The 17,764-nt window shown below is 45.6% G+C and carries 21 protein-coding genes; 11 read left to right on the top strand and 10 right to left on the bottom strand.

Annotated features, from left to right (window positions below):
• Both OA34_RS12645 and OA34_RS12640 read right to left on the bottom strand, forming a co-directional pair.
• A partial coding sequence (locus OA34_RS12645; RefSeq protein WP_039675932.1) for a Crp/Fnr family transcriptional regulator occupies positions 1–540 on the bottom strand: 540 nt, incomplete at its 3' end.
• 85 nt (positions 541–625) lie between these two features.
• Positions 626–1,594, bottom strand: a complete 969-nt coding sequence (locus tag OA34_RS12640) for a ShlB/FhaC/HecB family hemolysin secretion/activation protein (RefSeq protein WP_286683048.1) — start codon at positions 1,592–1,594, stop codon at positions 626–628.
• Between the two features lie 201 nt (positions 1,595–1,795).
• Between OA34_RS12640 and OA34_RS12635 the strand changes: the two genes are divergently transcribed.
• Genes OA34_RS12635 through OA34_RS12620 form a run of 4 tightly spaced genes read left to right on the top strand, consistent with a single transcriptional unit; the run spans position 1,796 to position 6,787 of the window.
• The gene (locus tag OA34_RS12635; protein WP_039675930.1) at positions 1,796–4,036 is read left to right on the top strand and encodes a glutamine--tRNA ligase/YqeY domain fusion protein; all 2,241 of its coding nucleotides are present in this window, start codon (positions 1,796–1,798) and stop codon (positions 4,034–4,036) included.
• A complete protein-coding gene (locus OA34_RS12630; protein ID WP_082006822.1) occupies positions 4,036–4,851 on the top strand; it encodes a glutamate--tRNA ligase family protein in 816 nt (271 codons plus the stop codon). Before OA34_RS12635 ends, OA34_RS12630 begins: the two co-directional genes overlap by 1 nt.
• A 21-nt stretch (positions 4,852–4,872) precedes the next feature.
• The gene (locus tag OA34_RS12625) at positions 4,873–5,169 is read left to right on the top strand and encodes a YggT family protein (protein ID WP_082006823.1); all 297 of its coding nucleotides are present in this window, start codon (positions 4,873–4,875) and stop codon (positions 5,167–5,169) included.
• Positions 5,159–6,787 (top strand): lytic transglycosylase domain-containing protein, encoded by a 1,629-nt coding sequence (locus OA34_RS12620; protein WP_039675928.1) that lies wholly within the window; start codon positions 5,159–5,161, stop codon positions 6,785–6,787. The genes OA34_RS12625 and OA34_RS12620 overlap by 11 nt, the downstream gene beginning before the upstream one ends.
• Here OA34_RS12620 and OA34_RS12615 read toward each other — a convergent pair.
• Positions 6,729–7,217 carry a hypothetical protein gene (locus OA34_RS12615; protein ID WP_039675926.1) on the bottom strand — a complete coding sequence of 163 codons (489 nt, stop codon included), beginning with the start codon at positions 7,215–7,217 and terminating at the stop codon, positions 6,729–6,731. The genes OA34_RS12620 and OA34_RS12615 overlap by 59 nt on opposite strands.
• A 77-nt stretch (positions 7,218–7,294) precedes the next feature.
• Here OA34_RS12615 and mobB point away from each other — a divergent pair, with 77 nt between their 5' ends.
• From mobB to OA34_RS12580, 7 genes are all read left to right on the top strand, one after another.
• A complete protein-coding gene (gene mobB / locus OA34_RS12610; RefSeq protein WP_039675924.1) occupies positions 7,295–7,792 on the top strand; it encodes a molybdopterin-guanine dinucleotide biosynthesis protein B in 498 nt (165 codons plus the stop codon).
• Between the two features lies 1 nt (position 7,793).
• Positions 7,794–8,633 carry a class 1 fructose-bisphosphatase gene (locus OA34_RS12605; protein ID WP_039675922.1) on the top strand — a complete coding sequence of 280 codons (840 nt, stop codon included), beginning with the start codon at positions 7,794–7,796 and terminating at the stop codon, positions 8,631–8,633.
• A complete protein-coding gene (locus OA34_RS12600) occupies positions 8,623–8,820 on the top strand; it encodes a hypothetical protein (RefSeq protein WP_039675920.1) in 198 nt (65 codons plus the stop codon). Before OA34_RS12605 ends, OA34_RS12600 begins: the two co-directional genes overlap by 11 nt.
• A gap of 152 nt (positions 8,821–8,972) precedes the next feature.
• On the top strand, positions 8,973–10,910 hold the full coding sequence (gene metG, locus OA34_RS12595; RefSeq protein WP_039675918.1) for a methionine--tRNA ligase: 1,938 nt from the start codon (positions 8,973–8,975) through the stop codon (positions 10,908–10,910).
• On the top strand, positions 10,907–11,917 hold the full coding sequence (locus tag OA34_RS12590; protein ID WP_039675916.1) for a hypothetical protein: 1,011 nt from the start codon (positions 10,907–10,909) through the stop codon (positions 11,915–11,917). Before metG ends, OA34_RS12590 begins: the two co-directional genes overlap by 4 nt.
• 14 nt (positions 11,918–11,931) lie before the next feature.
• Complete coding sequence (gene ybeY / locus OA34_RS12585; RefSeq protein ID WP_286683047.1) at positions 11,932–12,354, top strand: rRNA maturation RNase YbeY; 423 nt, start codon at positions 11,932–11,934, stop codon at positions 12,352–12,354.
• Positions 12,355–12,933, top strand: a complete 579-nt coding sequence (locus OA34_RS12580) for a DJ-1/PfpI family protein (protein ID WP_039675914.1) — start codon at positions 12,355–12,357, stop codon at positions 12,931–12,933.
• Between the two features lie 8 nt (positions 12,934–12,941).
• On the opposite strand, the gene mrdA is transcribed toward OA34_RS12580, so the two are convergent.
• From mrdA to OA34_RS12545, 7 genes are all read right to left on the bottom strand, one after another.
• On the bottom strand, positions 12,942–14,765 hold the full coding sequence (mrdA, locus tag OA34_RS12575) for a penicillin-binding protein 2 (protein WP_039675912.1): 1,824 nt from the start codon (positions 14,763–14,765) through the stop codon (positions 12,942–12,944).
• Positions 14,762–15,235, bottom strand: a complete 474-nt coding sequence (locus OA34_RS12570; protein WP_039675910.1) for a hypothetical protein — start codon at positions 15,233–15,235, stop codon at positions 14,762–14,764. Before OA34_RS12570 ends, mrdA begins: the two co-directional genes overlap by 4 nt.
• Positions 15,202–15,660, bottom strand: coding sequence for an N-acetyltransferase (locus OA34_RS12565; protein ID WP_039675908.1), 459 nt, complete (start codon positions 15,658–15,660; stop codon positions 15,202–15,204). Before OA34_RS12565 ends, OA34_RS12570 begins: the two co-directional genes overlap by 34 nt.
• On the bottom strand, positions 15,657–16,259 hold the full coding sequence (gene yihA, locus OA34_RS12560) for a ribosome biogenesis GTP-binding protein YihA/YsxC (protein ID WP_039675907.1): 603 nt from the start codon (positions 16,257–16,259) through the stop codon (positions 15,657–15,659). The genes OA34_RS12565 and yihA overlap by 4 nt, the downstream gene beginning before the upstream one ends.
• Positions 16,256–16,720 (bottom strand): lipopolysaccharide transport periplasmic protein LptA, encoded by a 465-nt coding sequence (gene lptA / locus OA34_RS12555; RefSeq protein ID WP_039675905.1) that lies wholly within the window; start codon positions 16,718–16,720, stop codon positions 16,256–16,258. Before lptA ends, yihA begins: the two co-directional genes overlap by 4 nt.
• Positions 16,717–17,256, bottom strand: coding sequence for an LPS export ABC transporter periplasmic protein LptC (locus OA34_RS12550; RefSeq protein ID WP_039675903.1), 540 nt, complete (start codon positions 17,254–17,256; stop codon positions 16,717–16,719). Before OA34_RS12550 ends, lptA begins: the two co-directional genes overlap by 4 nt.
• The coding region (locus tag OA34_RS12545; RefSeq protein ID WP_502685207.1) for a KdsC family phosphatase at positions 17,247–17,764 on the bottom strand (518 nt) is incomplete at its 5' end. The genes OA34_RS12550 and OA34_RS12545, both read right to left, overlap by 10 nt.

Below are 17,764 nucleotides of genomic sequence, written 5' to 3'. Positions count from 1 at the left end.
CGAAAGGGTTTCGGGCGTGAGATTCAAAATAGAGGCAATTTGAGTATTTTTGAGCGTTTTAAACAGTTCTTCATTTTCCAAAAGAAATTTGGCGACCTTCGCCTCGGCGGTCAAAATGACCTCTTTTTGGATTACGTCGATCAAGATTTTATGCTTGGCGATCAGCGATTTGATGATTTCAAAGGAGATGTCGGGATTTTTGAAAAAATCTTTTTCCAATGCTTTGTAGTCGATGCGAAGCACTTCGCTATCACTCATAAACTCCGCAGTCGCGGGATAAGGAATATTTTCAAAATGCGCCAATTCCGCCACCAAACCTCCGGGATAAAACTGATGCAAAAAGATCTGCTGACCTTTATGGTTGGTTTTATACACTTTAAGCGTACCTTGAAGCAACACGTGAAGGTATACGGGCTCATCGCCCTCGTAAAAAAGAATCTCTTTGGCACGATACTTTTTAACCGAAGAGATTTTTTTCAGTTTTTCAAGTTGGGTATCGCTAAGATGCGAAAAAATAGCAATATCTCGAAGTCTATCCATTAGTTCGTCCTTCTAAGTATGGAATCCTAATGGTAGCAAAAAAACGTAACATGTAAGAATGAAATCCTTACATGTCAGTCAAAAATCAATAAATATACCCGATTTGTAAAAGCAACCTCGTGGAGTGTTCGCTCTCGCTCTCTACCTTTTCCGCACCGATGACGTGAGCGATTTGGGCTTTGGTAAAGAACTGTTTATAAGAGGCTTGATAGCCTAAGCCTATGTCGGAGAGCTGTCTGCTTTCACTGCCGCTGATCGTATTTTCCATGGTGGCATAGCCTGTATCTCCAAAGAGGCTCACTTTATGGTTAATACCTTCATACGTCGGGAGGGTATAGAAGAGTTCAATACCTAAGAGGTATCCGTTTTCGGCTGAGTGTTCACTATCGGGGAAGGCTCTGACACCGTACGCTCCGCCCAAGGAGAAGTCTTCGCTTCCGTCTAGGTTTTTACTCCCCAGTGCTTTTTGGAATCGTAAGCTGGTGGTTAAGGCATATTCGGGATTGAATTGGATGAATTTTTCAACGGTTCCGCTTATTTTTGAGTAATCTCCGTCGGTTTGCGCACCGGCTTGATCTATGGCAAGGGCGGCGGCATCTTTAAAGCTTAGATTTCCGTGCGTCAGGGTCATGGAGGCATTGGTCGTACTGTTTAGTCCAAAGAGCAGGCAACTTTTAGTGTAGGCTAAGGTCAGGTTTGCCGCATCAGACTCTTTTTTCGTTACCGTATCGGTACTGCGTACTTCATCTTTCATGGTTTTATGATCGTACGTTAAAGAGATATCCAATGTCTCCAGACGTGTTTTCATAATGGGATAGATCAAAGAGGCTTCCAAGGTGGCCGCATTACCCAGGGCATCCAGTGCTTGATAATCTTCTGCCAAAGAGTAAGTCGTCTTTGCGGCACTCACTTCGCCTCGAAGACCGTTTGCCGCCAAGGGGAAGTTATAGGAGAGTTTCCCGTTTTTCAGATCGGAGGTGGTGGAGAGGACACCGTTCATGCCTAATTTATCGCCGTATCCCAAAGGCGAGTTAGCACTCAGTCCTACATTCATACTGTTTTCATCACTCTTTAAAGCAATTCTCAAGCCTTTTTGGGGTTATGAAAGAAGTCTATTCTATCTTTTTTTAATCCTTACATGTCAAACTCTTTCTCATCCACAGCGTTGTCTATCGAGGTACTTTTGGGTTAATTAATCCACGGAATGGTAAAATACAAATATCTAAGAGTCATCAATCAAAAAGGTTTGAAGAACATGAGCGAGAACAAAGATTTTTTACGCGTCAAAGTTGAAGAGGATTTGAAGTCCGGTAAGTATCCAGAAGTGATCACGCGGTTTCCTCCCGAGCCCAACGGATTTCCGCACATCGGACACGCGAAGTCTATCTGTATCAATTTCGGCATTGCGCGCGATTACCTTGGGCATTGTAACCTTCGTATGGACGACACCAACCCGACCACCGAGGACATGCGCTACGTCGAAGCGCTCAAAGATGCGGTCACATGGCTGGGCTTTTCATGGGCAGACGAAGTGCGTTTTGCCTCGGATTATTTCCCCAAAATCTACGACTATGCCGTACAACTGGTGAAAATGGGCAAAGCCTACGTCGATAGCCTGGGCGAAGAAGAGATCCGCGAATACCGTGGAAGCGTTACCGAAGCCGGTCGCCGAAGCGTGTATGCAAATCGTAGCATCGAAGAAAATCTAGACCTCTTAGAACGCATGCGAAAAGGCGAGTTTAAAGATGGCGAACACGTTTTGCGTGCTAAGATCGACATGAGTGCCGCCAATATGAAAATGCGCGATCCGCTTTTATACCGCATCCGCCACGCGCACCATTTTAGAACCAAAGATGAGTGGTGTATCTACCCGATGTACGATTTTGCGCACTGTTTATCGGACTACATCGAGGGCGTCACGCACTCCATCTGTACACTGGAATTTGAAAACAACCGCGACATTTACGACTGGGTTTTAGACGCTTTAGAGCTCACCCCGCCTCGCCCGTACCAATACGAATTTGCGCGCCTTGGTATGAACTACACGGTGATGAGCAAACGCAAACTTTTGGAACTGGTAAACGGCAATTACGTCAACGGTTGGGACGACCCGCGTTTACCTACCATCGCAGGCTACAAACGAAGAGGCTATACGCCCGAAGCCATCATCGCATTTTGCGACCAAATCGGCATCGCTAAAGCCAATTCGATGGTCGATGTGGCACAATTGGAATTTTGCATTAGGAACGATCTCAACCCCAAAGTACCCCGCGTTATGTGTGTGATAGACCCGCTCAAAGTCGTCATCGAAAACTATGAAGGCGAAGAGGAGATCGATGCGTCGTATTACCCGCACGATGTACCCAAAGAGGGTTCACGTAAGCTTCCTTTTTCGCGTGAGATTTACATTGAGCGAGACGATTTTTCGGAAAATCCTGTTGAGGGCTATTACCGTCTGACACCCCATCAACCCGTACGTCTTAAGCATGCGTACATTCTTACATGTAAAGAGGTCATCAAAGATAAAAACGGAAAGATCATTGAGATCAAAGCCGTGTATCACCCCGACTCCAAAAGCGGCACCGATATGAGTGGTATCAAAACCAAAAGTGCGATCCATTGGGTGAGTGCAAAGCACGCCAAAAAAGCCGAAGTGAGACTGTATGAGCGTCTGTACAAGGTCGATGCACCGGAAAACGTGGAAGACCTCAATCCCGATTCTTTACATGTCATCCAAAATGCCTTTATCGAACCTGCGGTCATCAGCGAAAAACCGGACGTGCGTTTTCAGTTTGAACGCCAAGGCTATTTTTATGCCGACCCGATCGATTATACCGACGAAAAACCTGTCTTCAATAAAATCGTAGGGCTTAAAGATTCGTGGGCGAAAAAGAGCGAAACCGCAAAATCTGCCCCAAAAGCTGAGAGTAAAAAAGCACATGTTGAAGGTGATGTCGCCCCGATGAGCGAAGAGGAAAAAGCACGTTTTGAAGCGTACACGAAAAGCGGACTCAATAGCGAGATCGCCAATACGTTAGCACGCGATGCTGAACTTTCACGTTTTTACGAAGCAACGCTTTTACATGTAAAAAGTCCAACAAGCATCGCCAATATCGTAGCCAACGACGTTGCACGCGAACTCAAACGCGAGACCGCACTTCCATTTGGAGCCAAAGAAGTCGCCGAATTGGTTGCGATGATGGACGAAGGCGTGATCTCCAGTAAGATCGCCAAACAAGTCTTTGAAACAATGGCACAAACGGGCGAAAATCCGACTCACATCGTCGAAACACAGGGGCTCAAACAGATCAGCGACCCTGCTCTTTTAAAACCGTTGATCGACGAGGTGATCGCTAAAAATCCCGAAAACGTCGCTAAATACAAAGCGGGCAATACCAACCTTTTTGGCTTTTTTGTAGGACAGGTACTTAAAAACAGCGGCGGCAAAGCCAATCCAAGCGTAGTGAATACCCTCGTGGGCGAGGCATTGAAATAATGTACCGATGGTCATTTTCTCCGATGCGTGACCTAAGCCTTAACGATCTTCGCATGGCGCTTTTAAACTTTATCAGCGCAAAGCAAGCCAACGAGCCTTTCATCGTGCGCGTTGACGATGCCGATAAAGGACATGGCGTTGAAGATAAAGAGCACGATACTTTGGATATGTTGGCACTCTTTGGTATTTCGTACACACAGTTGTACTACCAAAGCCGCAATTTCAAATACCACCTCCAGTTTGCCTCCACGTTGTTGGATCAACACAAAGCCTTTATCTGTTTTTGTCCCGAAAACAAAACCCCTTACGACGGTACATGTGAAAACTTAAGCTCCGAAGAGGTTTTGAATAATCCCAATCCGTTTGTCGTTCGCATGAAAAAACGGACAAAAGACGAAGATAGCTTCGTCATCATGACGACCGACAAATACCCCTCGTCTCTTTTTGCCCGCGCGTGCGACGATATGCTCCAAGGCGTTACGACGATTATCGACGAAGAAGCCCACCGAAGCAACGCGCCTCAAGAGGAGTGGATTCGCAAAAGCTTAGGGTACGATCAAGCGATGCACTACGCGTACGTTCCGGCGTTTCAAGACGCAAAGCAGAGCGTGCAAGGGCTTTTAGACGATGGATTTATGCCCGAAGCGATCGCCAATTACCTGCTGATGCCAAACCGCATCCTCACATTGGAAGCCATGATCGCGACATGTGATCCGCAAAGTGATCTTCTTACTTCGTTCGAGATGGAGACGCTGCGTGCGATCAACCGTGAACATATTCAAAAACTAGACGATTCTCGACATGTTAAAAAATAAATATCCGAAGGAGATTGTAAAATGATCGTATTATCCACTCTCGTTGAAGCGTTAGCCTCCTTATTGCATACCGTCATCAACATCTATATTTGGATTGTGATTATTGCGGCATTGCTTTCGTTTGTCAGACCCGATCCGTACAATCCGATCGTTCAAGTCTTGTACCGCTTGACGAATCCCGTTTACGCATTGATTCGCCGTTACGTTCCGACCTTGATCGGCGGTATCGATTTAGCACCGCTCATCGTCATTTTGGCGTTACAATTCATCGACTTATTTGCCGTAAAACTCTTATTCGCGCTTGCCAATGCTTTATAGATTCGTATTAAGCCTTTGCTTTTGCTTGCCGCTTTTGGCAAGCGATCCCGTTACGTTGGCCTTTTTTCAAGATAAGCCTCGAAGTCTCGCGAAAGATTTTTACATCTACGAATACCTGCAACGTCCCGAAACAACGCCGCAAGAAGCCAAAGCGTTGTTTGGCGCGGTGCATACGATGAATATGCGTTTTTTTCATCTTTTTGCCAAAAAGATGGACAATCCGACCTACAAGAAAATCTCTAAATGCGTCGATTTGGACGTCAACGCCCTTTTAAAAGAGGATAACGAATGCTTTAACATCGGCATTACACTCAACAAAATCAGTGCTTTAGCGAAAACGCAATTGCCGATTATTCTTTCCAAACTCTCGGCAAAAAGCACGTTGATTCCCATTGTTAAACTGATGCAAAGCGACGACGTTTACGCCGAAGCACTCAAAAATCCCGACGCTTTTTTAACGCTTTTCAACGGCAGCATCTCCGCGTATAAAGACGGCATTTTCGACCAAACGTCGTTGGATTCGGCTCACCTTAGTGCCCTTTCAAACAATCCGAAATTTAACGCTTTTGCGATGAGCATCGTGCAAAACGACAAACTCGATACGCTCCGAGCGTCGCTTCTTCACTTCAAGCCTTCCTTACATGTCAAGTCCAAAACGCTCTTTTATTTAGGTCTCAACGCACTCCGATACGCGCAGGTCGATCAAGCGATGCTCTTTTTTGAACAAAGTATCGAGAGTGCTTCCAAACAAGAAGAGAAAGATAAAGCGCTTTTTTGGCAATACCTTGCGTCCAAAAACGCCAACACCTTGCAACGCCTCGCCCAAAGTCGCGACGTCAATATCTACTCGCTTTATGCGCGCGAAACGTTGGAACTTCCCTTCCCCGAAATCGTTTCGCCCGTTTTTGAAGGCTCGCATCCGAGCTTTGACGTGAGCGATCCTTTTGCATGGCCGCGCGTCATGAACCGCGTTTATACGATGAAAAGCGAAGAGGTACAAAACCTAGCCCAGAGCTTTCGTTACGCCGATACGTTGCCGCATTACGTTTATTTGATGGAGCGCGTCACGCATTACGCTAAAAACTACTATCCGATTCCCTACCCTGAAGAGATCTCCGGCTATTCGACGCACCGCCAAGCCTTGATGTTGGCGATCGCCAGACAAGAGAGCCGTTTTATCCCCTCGGTGGTTTCAACCTCGTACGCGCTGGGTATGATGCAGTTTATGCCTTTTGTCGCACGCGACATTGCCGCAAAAGAGAAGATAGAAGATTTTGATATTAAAGCGATGTTTCATCCGCATATCGCCTATTTGTTCGGCAATATTCACCTCAATTTCTTGGAAAAGAGTCTTTACCATCCGCTCTTCGTCGCATATGCCTACAACGGCGGTATCGGCTTTACGAAGCGTCATTTACTAGGAGGAGCGTTTAAGGAAGGAGCGTATGAACCTTTTTGGAGTTTGGAGACGATGCAAAACGAAGAGAGCCGCGAATACGGCAAAAAAGTGCTCGCGAACTACGTTGTTTATCGCGAGCTTTTGGGAGAGAGCGTTTCGATTAAAAATCTTTTTGAAACGTTGCTGATACCCTCTGTGACCGATCGTTTTCGAAACTAATTTCCATTTTGATCGTTTCGGTTTTCGGAGCCTCGACCAACACGTACTTCGTCCACCCGTTGGACGACGGTACGAGTTTTAACAAAAGATCGCCTTGTTCTAAGGGCGTCACGGAAAGTGCCTTTTGCCCGTTAATTTTAAAATTTTGCAACATAATCGGCAGAGTCGGTCCATCGCCGGTCGCCAAATAGGTTCCGACGATAAATTTTTCGCTCTCTTGGCTCACGTCTTCGTGCGTTAAAGGATTTAAATACGTGACCGTCACGAATGTTTTAGAGGTTGCGGAGTTGACGATTTCCAACTTTTTCGAGTTGGTCATACTGTAATCGAGAACTTTTTCATTTTCGGCATCCACGAGTTTGGATGCACAGCCGAACATCGAGAAACTTATTAAGGCGATTCCCATAAAACGATAAACTCTGTGCTGCATCAATTTAGACTCAATTTTTATTTGATATAATAAAACGTTTTTTTAAAAAGTCATCATAACATAAAAAGCAGGAAAAAATGAAGTCTTTAGCCGTGGCATTCACCGGACCCTCCGATAGTGGGAAAACAACGCTCATTTTAAAAGTGGCGGCACTTTTAAAACGCGATTATACGCTCGCCATCGTCAAAAACGATCCAAGCGACAAAGCACACTTCGACGTCGAGGGAAAGGACAGTTGGAAATTTTCGCAAACGGGAGCGGAGGTCGTCGTCACATCTCCGACGCGTACGACGCTTTTTTCAAAACGCCACAAAACGTTAGACGAGATTATCGCGATGCTCGGCAATTTCGATTTTTTACTCGTCGAAGGGCTTAAAACGTTACCGCTACCGCGCATCGCCGTTTTTCGAGAAAAACTCAATGAGAGCTACTTTGACTGTTCCGACGCTATCGCCGTCGATGAAACCGTCAACCTCAACGATTATACGCTCCCCTCGACAATTACGATACTGGATTTAAACAACCCCGAGCAAGTCGTTGCTTGGATTATGCAAAACGCTAAAAAGGTACGATAACATGACAGAAATTTACGAAGCGATTAAGCGCTCCGCCGCACGCATTAAAGAAGCCATCGCATTTGACGATACGGGATACTCCGAAAATATCAACTCAACGGGTGATACGCAGTTGAAACTGGACATCAAAAGCGATCTAATCATCGAAGAGGAGTTTGCAAAAGTCGCTTGCATCAAAGAGATCGTCAGCGAAGAAAAAGAGGGAAAAACCCCTTTACATGTAGACGGAATTTACAGCATCGGATACGATCCGTTAGATGGTTCGAGCCTTATCGACGTCAATTTAAGCGTAGGCTCCATTTTCGGTATTTACGAAGGCGGTTTTGCGGGTAAAAACCTCAAAGCGGCAGTTTACGTCGTCTACGGACCGCGCGTCGAATTGGTCATTGCGCACGAAAACGTTACGCTTTACCGCTTGAATCAAAAAGGCGAATTCGTTTTGATCAAAGAGATCAAACTGGGAGCTAAAGGCAAACTCAACGCACCGGGTGCGACGCAAATGGGATGGGAGCCGCGCCATAAAGCCCTTATCGACGCGATTTTCGCAGACGGCTATCGCTTGCGTTACTCCGGCGGTATGGTTCCGGACTTGCACCAAATCTTGCTTAAAGGCGGCGGATTGTTCTCGTATCCCGCCACCAGCGACGTACCCAAAGGCAAGCTTCGTATGATTTTCGAAGTGTTTCCGTTTGCTTTCGTTTATGAGAAAGCCGGCGGTGCCGCGATCAACGGGAAAATGCGTCTGTTAGACCTCACGCCTTCACATCCGCACGATACGACGCCGTGCTTTTTCGGCTCTCAAACGGAAATAGAACGCGTTAAGCAGTGCTATGCAAAGTGACGTAAGCGATATTTTTGAACAGACGCTTCAAGAGAAAAAAAGCGAACTTCAAGCATGTCAAAATACCCAAAACATTTTGACATGTAGCGACTGCGACAAAATGTTCGAATGCGAAATCCGCAAAGCCTACGTCAAAGCGGTTTACGAGAGTATGTCCAAAGGTCAAGGCGGCGGATTTGAGTTTTGAGTTTATAGTGTTGACACGTTTTGAAAGCAAAGCTTTAAAAACTACGTTAACATCGGGCAATTCTTAGCGAAATGCCCGCGCACCTTCGGTGCTCTAAGTCTTTGCAAAATATTTTTTGTAAAATGCTAATCAATTTTTAACTAGGAAAAACGATGTCCCAAAAAGCTTATATTACCACCCCTATTTATTACGTCAACGACGTACCGCATATCGGACATGCATACACGACGATTATCGCCGACACGATGGCGCGCTATTATCGTTTGAAGGGCTATGAAACGTTCTTTTTAACCGGAACCGACGAACACGGTCAAAAAATCGAAGAAGCCGCCAAAGCGCGCAACAAAACGCCTCAGGCCTATGCCGACGAAATCAGCGGAAAATTTCGTGCGTTATGGGATAGCTTTGAAATTAGCTACGATAAATTTATCCGTACTACCGACGCCGAGCACAAAGCGGGCGTTCAAAAAGCGTTTGAAGTGATGTTTGCAAACGGCGACATCTACAAAGGCGAGTATGAGGGTCATTATTGCGTCAGTTGCGAAACTTTTTTTACCGACACGCAACTGGTTGACGAAGACAAATGCCCTGACTGCGGCAAGCTCACACGCTTGGTCAAAGAGGAGAGCTACTTTTTTAAACTTTCTAAATACCAAGAAGACCTTATCAAATGGTATAACAACGACGAAAAATGCGTCCTTCCCAAAGGCAAAAAAAACGAAGTCATCAGCTTCGTAAAACAAGGTTTGCGCGATCTTTCCATTACGCGTACGAGTTTTGACTGGGGTATTAAACTCCCCTCGTCCATGAACGATAGCAAACACGTGATGTATGTTTGGCTGGATGCACTCTTAAACTACGTCACCGCTTTAGGATACGGTAACGACGAAAAGAACATGCACTTTTGGCCCGCAACCGTTCAATTGGTCGGGAAAGATATTTTGCGCTTCCATGCGATCTATTGGCCGGCATTTTTAATGAGTTTAGGGCTTGCTTTACCCAAACATGTTGCCGCACACGGTTGGTGGACGCGCAACGGAGAGAAGATGAGCAAAAGCAAAGGTAACGTCGTCAATCCCAAAGAGGTCGCCGACGCATACGGATTGGAAAATTTCCGTTACTTTATGCTTCGCGAAGTGCCCTTCGGTCAAGACGGCGATTTTAGCCAAAAAGCCTTAATGGATCGTATCAACTCCGACCTCGGAAACGAACTGGGCAATCTTTTAAACCGTATCATCGGTATGAGCGGCAAATACAGCGAAGGTATCGTTACGTCCAAAGACGTCGAAACCTTTCATGCGGCGGAACTTAAAGCGGTTGACGAGATTTTAAACAACGTCGAGGCTTATTTGCAAGAGATGCAAACCAACCGCTATTTGGAAGAGCTTTGGAAAACCCTCAGCATCGCAAATCAAGCCATTACGGTTCACGAACCGTGGGTCAAAATCAAAGAAGGCAAAATCGACCAAGCTTTGGCGCTCGTCGCACTGGTATCTAATATTTTGGCACGCGTGAGCATTTTATTGCATCCGATCATGCCTAGAACCACGACGACGATCGCCCGTGCGCTCGGTTTTGAAATTACGACGGCCGCATACGACCGTTTTGTGCTTCGCAAAGACTTTTTAGACACGTTTACCATCGAGAAAGTACCGCCTTTATTCCCGCGCATCGAGGAAGAGTTGATGGCGCAACCCACACCGCCTGCCCCCGAAGCGACGCCGACACCGGTAAAAAATGCCAAAAAAGAGCATAAAGCCGAGTCGATCATCACGATCGATCAATTCTTTGAAACTTCACTCAAAATCGGAACGATCTTGGAAGCTAGCATTGTAGAGGGTAGCGATCGCCTCTTAAAACTCACCGTCGACGTTGGAGAAAACGAACCGCGCCAAATCGTTGCGGGCATTCGAGAATACTACACGCCAGAATCGCTCATCAATACTCAAGTGTGCGTCGTCGCCAATCTCAAACCGGCAACGATTAAAGGACTGCTTAGCCAAGGAATGCTTTTAGCGGCTAAAGATAAAGAAGGCCTTTGCCTGATTCGCCCCGAAAAACCGCGCGCAAACGGCGCATCCGTTGGATGAAAATAAAAAATTTCGTCCGCATCATCGACGGTAGGCTTCGAACCGAACCGCCCGTCGATGCTTTTGCTTCGATTCAATTTGAACTTTCACGCCTGATGTCGGGCGATCTTTTCATCGACACCCAAGCTTCCAGACAAACACTGCATGCCGCTATCGATAAAGGCGCTTATGCCGTGCTAAGCACGCTTTCTTACGTCGATGAAGACACCGAATGCGCATGGATCGAAGTCGATAGTATCGAAACGACGCTGGTACGATTGTTGCGCTACCTCATCAACGAAAAGCATCTACGTCTTTTTCTGTTTTCGCCGATCCAAGCCTCTTTGTTCGAGCATCTGCATACGCCTAAACAGTTGAAACGGCTCAAAGGCGATCTTCTCTTCATCGCACGAACGATTTTGCAAGCCAAAGAGGACGACGCTTTTTATACGAGCGACGATGTTCTCGCCTCTAAAATCGCGCCCGATGTCCTACGTATCCAGACCGCATTATCGTCTTTCGTACCGGTGAACTCCAAAGGTATTTTTTTAAGCTCCTTTCACTATCGCGAACGGTATCTAAACGAACAAAAATTGCCGGCGCATTACGTCGAAGAGTGCTTATCGCTTCTGTCTTTTTGCGACGAACACTCCTTGGCGTACGCCGTGGAACAACTCACGTTTTGCGAGCATTTTTACCCGCAGTTTGTGACACCTTCGCTTGCGAAAAAAGAGTTCGGAATGAGCGATCGTGCTTTGATTTTCGAGCCTAACGTCTCTTTAGTGCCCAAGCATCTTGCCTACTTATCCCATTGCGTCGATCCTTCGACAACCGTGCTCTGCCTTTTGGAAACAAGCGATTTCACGCCTCCGACCGATACGTTTAAGACGCTACGTTTTGAAACGTATGCAAAGCTGAAAGAGACACTGGCACACACGCGTTTTTCGTACGCTTTGATTTTAGGCGACAAAGAGTCCTTTGAGCCGTTTTACGCAACGGCGATTACACGACAACCGACCCTCTTTTAAAGGAGTTTTTTAGTATGTTAAGTATTGATAACGAAGGGGCGATAACGCTTCCGGAAGCCTTATTGGAACGTATTTGCGCGGAGCATACCGACAAAGAAGTCGAGTTGGTCATCGTCGATGCAAAAAGTATGCATGCGCTCAATCTCGAACACCGAAACGTCGATAAAACCACCGACGTCTTAAGCTTCCCGATCGACGACTTTCCGCACGCACCGCTTGGCTCTATCGTGATTAACTACGAACTTGCTTTTCAAAAAGCTGCTGAGCTCGGACACAGTGCTGAAGAGGAGATCACGCTTTTGTTTATTCACGGCTTGCTACATCTTTTGGGATTCGATCATGAAACGGATCACGGAGAGATGCGAAAAAACGAAGAGGAGTTGATTTTCCGTTATGCGCTTCCCAAGAGTTTGATCGTACGTACGGAAGAGGTTTAAATGCTTCACATCGGTATCGTTATTTTTCCTCAGGTCGAGGAGCTTGATTTTGTCGCACCGTTTGAAGTGTTAAGCTATATGAATAAGATTCAACCAAACAGCACGCGCGTTTTGCTGATCGCTCCAAGTTTGGAGCCGATAGAAGCTTTTAACGGTCTTAAAATTATCCCTCACGAAAGCTACGAAACGGCACCTTCGCTTGATATTTTAATTTTCCCCGGAGGAAAAGGTCGCATCCGCTGGATGAAAGATGCGTCGACACTTGCCTTTTTACATCGACAGTACCCCTCTCTTTCCTACCTTGCATCCGTATGCACGGGGGCTTTTTTTCTTGCCGAAGCGGGACTGCTACAAGGGAAAAAAGCGACAACCCATGCTAAGGCTTTTAACGAACTTGCCGATTACGGCGTTCAGGTTGTCTCGTCCAAAATCGTTCGTGAAGGAAAAATTATCAGTGCCGGAGGCGTTAGTTCGGGATTGGAACTTGGATTTTATCTTTTAAAAGAGCTTTTCGGTACGCAAGCGGCGCGAGAGGTTGCGGAAAATATCGAATACACCGTCGATATCGACGCTTTGTAAACGCCGGACTACTTTTTAGACTCTTTGGGCTTCTCCGGTAAAGTAATATAACCCATTTCATAGAGCTTATCGTATATTTTAGAAGCAATCGGTCCACCCTCGCTTCCGCCGTGCCCTCCGTGTTCGACCAAGACGGTTACGACGTATTGCGGATTTTCGTAAGGGCCGTACGTCGTCAGCCATGCATGCGAACGTTGGTAATACTCCATATCCTCTTCGCGCATTCGCTTTTTCTCGGTTTGAGAGATACCTACGACTTGCGCCGTACCCGTTTTGGCGGCGATTTTAAACGGAGCCGTCAAACGTAAGTGGTTTAATCCCGTTCCGCCTTGAACGTTAGCGACTTCGTACATACCTTCGCGCGTTACTTTTAAAAAACGTTTTTCGTTTTCGCTAACGATCGTAGAATCAACCGGAAAATCAATGGTCGTATCGTTGACTTTACGTAAAAAATGCGGCGTAACGCCGTTACCCGTCGCTAAAAATGCGGTATACTTGGCAATTTGCACGGGCGTCACCAAAAAGTAGCCCTGCCCTATCGACGTAATCAGCGTCTCGCCTTGAGACCAACCTCTCCCGTAACGCTCTTTTTTCCATTCGCGACTCGGAACCGTACCCGTAAATTCACGCGGAAGATCGATGCCCGTTTTAGCGGCAAAGCCGATTTTGGATAAAAACGGTGCAATATTATCGATACCGACTTTAAGGCTTGTTTTATAAAAGTAGTCGTCGCAACTTTGTCGGATCGCTTTCACGTACGAGATCATACCGTGCCCCTCTTTTTTCCAATCGCGAAAAATACGACCGCCAAGTTCCATAGCTCCGGTCGACTCGATCATTGTCGAGGGGGTAATAATCCCCGTATTGAGCATCGCCATTCCTACGCCCATTTTAACGATAGAACCGGGAGGATAAAGTCCGTTCACAAGTTTATTGGTAAAAGGATGATTCAAATCGTTTGCCAGTAACGACCACTCTTCTTGCGAAATGCCGTTGACGAATTTATTGAGATCGTATTCGGGGAAACTGGCCGCGGCTAAAATAGCACCGTTTTGGACGTTCATAACAACCACGGCACCGCTATCGTCTCCAAAAAGCGTCGTAATATATTGTTGTAATTCCAAATCAAGACTGAGCACTAAATCGTTACTGGTCGGTAAGGTTTTGCTCACGACTTCGATCTCTTGATTAAAAGCCGTTACTTTGGTTCTTTTCTCGCCTTTAACCCCTTGCAATACGGCATTGTAATACTTTTCGATGCCCGTTTTTCCGGAAAATCCTACCAGCTTTGCGGTAGCGTCTTCCGCCACGTCTTGGGTATTGGCGCGACCGACGTAACCGATGACATGTGAGGCTAAATTGCCGTAAGGATAATGACGTTTGGAAGCAATTTGAATCCTGAGATTTTCATGTTGGGCAATGCGAGCAAAATGCGGAATCAGCTTATCGTACGGAATAAAAGGAATCACGTCGACGTAATCGTGGTTATACGCCGAATCGGTTCGCAAATACTCTTTCGTCATCTCTTTCACGCTAAAATCGGTCAATAAGGACGCCAAAAATGCTATCTCTTCATCTAAAACGTTACGTTGCGACTTCAAACTCAACCGCGGCTTAATACCGATCGAAAAACCTAAACGGTTGACGGAGAGAGGTTTGAGATTGCGGTCTAAAATAACACCCCGAAGCGGAGCCAATTCATCGACTTTAACGGCATTTTGTTTTGCAATCTCTTCATAATAAGCGTTTGATTTGATGCTGATGTAATAAACGCGCACCAATAAAACCGTCCAAACGATAAAAAAGAGGCCTAAAACTATTTTGATTCTCACCGAGACACCCTAAAAAGCATAAATGAGAGCAACGAATCCAGCGCAATAGAGTAAAAGTAGTAATTGGAAAAATAAGGAAACGTTTCGTTATTTAAATAGGCCAAAAAACAATTCAATAAATAGTGCCCGATATACGCAACGATCACGTAACTCGCTAAAATACAATTATCACATGTAATCAAGGTTTGAATTTTTAACAACGCGAAGCGATACACTAAAATAAATAAAATAACATACGAGAAGAGGTAAAAACCCTTGCTGGCATCGTAAAAACAGAGGTACGCAAAACCTAACGCGATGCTGCCGGCTTTGACTTCACGGTGTTCGAACTCCAAGATCAAATACGCAAAAACGACGCCGACAAATGTCGGTAACCACGGATAAAGCGAGGACATAATTTGGCATAAAACCAAAATTCCCGCAAGTCCGAAAAGGGTTAAATATGTTTGATGAGTGCGATTTCGTCGCATATCGGAAAATGCTTGCATTTAATACAATCCGCCCATATTTTATGAGAGGGAAGTGCTTCTTTAGGGATTTCGCTAAATCCGAGCGTTTCAAAAAAACCTTTTTGATAGGTTAACGTAAAGACTTTTTTCACTCCCAAAAATTCGCCTTCCGTTAATAAATTTTCAATAATACCCCGACCGATACCTTTTCCCCGATACCCTTCTTTAACGATAAGGCTGCGAATTTCCGCTAGATCGGGCGCATGAAAATGAAGTGCTCCGAAACCGATGATTTCATCGTCTTCTTTGGCTAAAATGTACGAACGTATATTGGTCGACATCTCATCCGCACTACGAAAGAGGATAATGCCTTTTTCGACTTCTAAGCGCACGACCTCTTGCATCAAAGCAATATCGCTGAGCTTTGCTTTTGTGTAACGTATCATAATTGTGCTCCGAAAACCACGTTAAAAATCTGTGCCAAGAGTTGTTCAATCCCTTTCTTGCGACTGCTAGAGACCAATAAAGCATCCGGATAGTGTTTTTTGATCACGCTGATTTCGCTTTGCGTAAGCTTATCGGCTTTCGTAAAAATGCGTAAAATCGTTTGATCGGGACGAACGACGTCGTACAAATAGTCGTGTACGGCTTTGTCGTTTTCCAAAAAAGGGTGTCTTGCATCTACGAGATGAAGAAACAATCGAATCGAAACGCGTTTTTTTAAGTATTCCGTCAGATTTTTTTGCCACTCGTCTTTCATGCTGTGCGATACCCTCGCATAACCGAAACCGGGTAAATCGACCCATTGAAGCGTAAAAGCCGTTTCGTCCTGCGTCAACGTGACGTGAAAAAAGTTAATCAGCCTTGTTTTTCCGGGGGTGGAAGAACTTTTGGCCAAATCTTTTCGATTGCTAAGCGCATTAATTAAAGAGCTTTTACCGACGTTACTACGTCCAATAAACGCCACTTCGCTAATGCCCTCGGGCGTGCTTTCATCCAGTTTGGAAGCCGACTTGACAAAGCGGGCTTCTTTGACGTGGATCACTGTTTTTTATCCTCGACCTTAAAGATAAACTTCACAGGAGCACTTCCTTTTCCGTCCACTTCGTAATGACCGCTGATCTGATCGACGCGAATCAATTCGCCGTAGACTTTTTTATCGGTATCGATTTCATGTAAGAACGCCTTTTTTTCTAATGTGTAAAGGCTTTTATTAGGATCATACGTCATCTTGTCGGCTTCACCGTAATAGTGCTTTTCTTTCATCATCATATTGCCCTTCGCGTCGCCCGTAGCAACATAAAGGATCGGCTGCTTTTTCTCGTCGAAATGGATCGTAATCTTTTTCGCCGTGAGCTTATCGCCCTCTTTAATGACGGTTACGTTTCCTTCAAAAATACTGATTCGTTTGGCTTCGTCCGCAAAAAATTTATCGGCGGTCACCTGTACTTCTGCGGCAACAAGCATCGAACAAACACATGTTGCGAGGATGATCAAAAATTTCATTTGCCTTTTCTCTCCACTTGTTGAATCACGGAATGAATACTGTTTGCCGCAATTGTGCCCTCTTTCATCTGATAAACAAATGAAAGACCGTTCGTACGGCTTCGTTCTTGAGAAAAAATAAAGGGTTTTTCACTGCGTAAAACTTCCGTATTTAGATCGTAAAAAATATCTTCACCTTCCAGTGCAACGCCGTCGCTACGAACGTAATGCGAATTGCTCATACAGTGAATCACTTTATCGCGAACCAAAGCTTTATCGGTCGTTAAAACGCCTCTAAGTCCTTTGTCGGTTCGATGTTCGGCCGTGACGGTTTGAAGCTCGTCAAAATCTTTAAAACGCATAACGCGCGTCGAATTCACGATACTTTCGATACCGTTATCCTTAATCTGATAATTTTGAGCATGAATCAGTTCGATTTCGGGAATCTGATTGCCGTTGAGATCAACGATGCGTAAGGTGTAAGGCTCTTTGATAATTAAAAAAACGCTCATGCCTAAAAAGAGGAGCGCTCCGTAGACGAATAATCTTACAACCAAGGGTTTACGAATGCCTCGCTCAAATTTTCCGATGCTACGACATAATCGATCATCTCACGTACCGCACCGTGACCTCCGTTGCGAGATAAAACGACGCTGACCTCTTGTTTGACCGAAGGAAGCGCATCGTTGGGCGCAAACGAAAGAGCCACCGAACGCAAGAGTGCTAAGTCGTTAAGATCGTCGCCGATAGCGGCAACATTTTCAAAAGAGAGATTTTCGGCACGAAGAATCTCTTCTAAAACCGCTTTTTTGTTTTTCACGTTCTGATACAAATAGCTGATGCCGAGCTCTTTTGCACGGCGTTCCACGACACGTGAACCGCGTCCGGTAATAATCGCGCTCTTTTTCCCGAGTTTCATCCATGCGACAATTCCAAATCCGTCTTTGACGTTAAAAACTTTAAATTCTTCCTGATCGCCGTTACCGTACATAATTCCGCCGTCCGTCAAACAACCGTCGACGTCAAACACTAAAAGTTCAATCACAAAACGCCCTTTGTACTTGG

This window comes from Sulfurospirillum sp. MES (genome assembly GCF_000789415.1).
GTDB lineage: Bacteria > Campylobacterota > Campylobacteria > Campylobacterales > Sulfurospirillaceae > Sulfurospirillum > Sulfurospirillum cavolei.
This window is presented reverse-complemented; position numbering and strand designations above follow the sequence as displayed.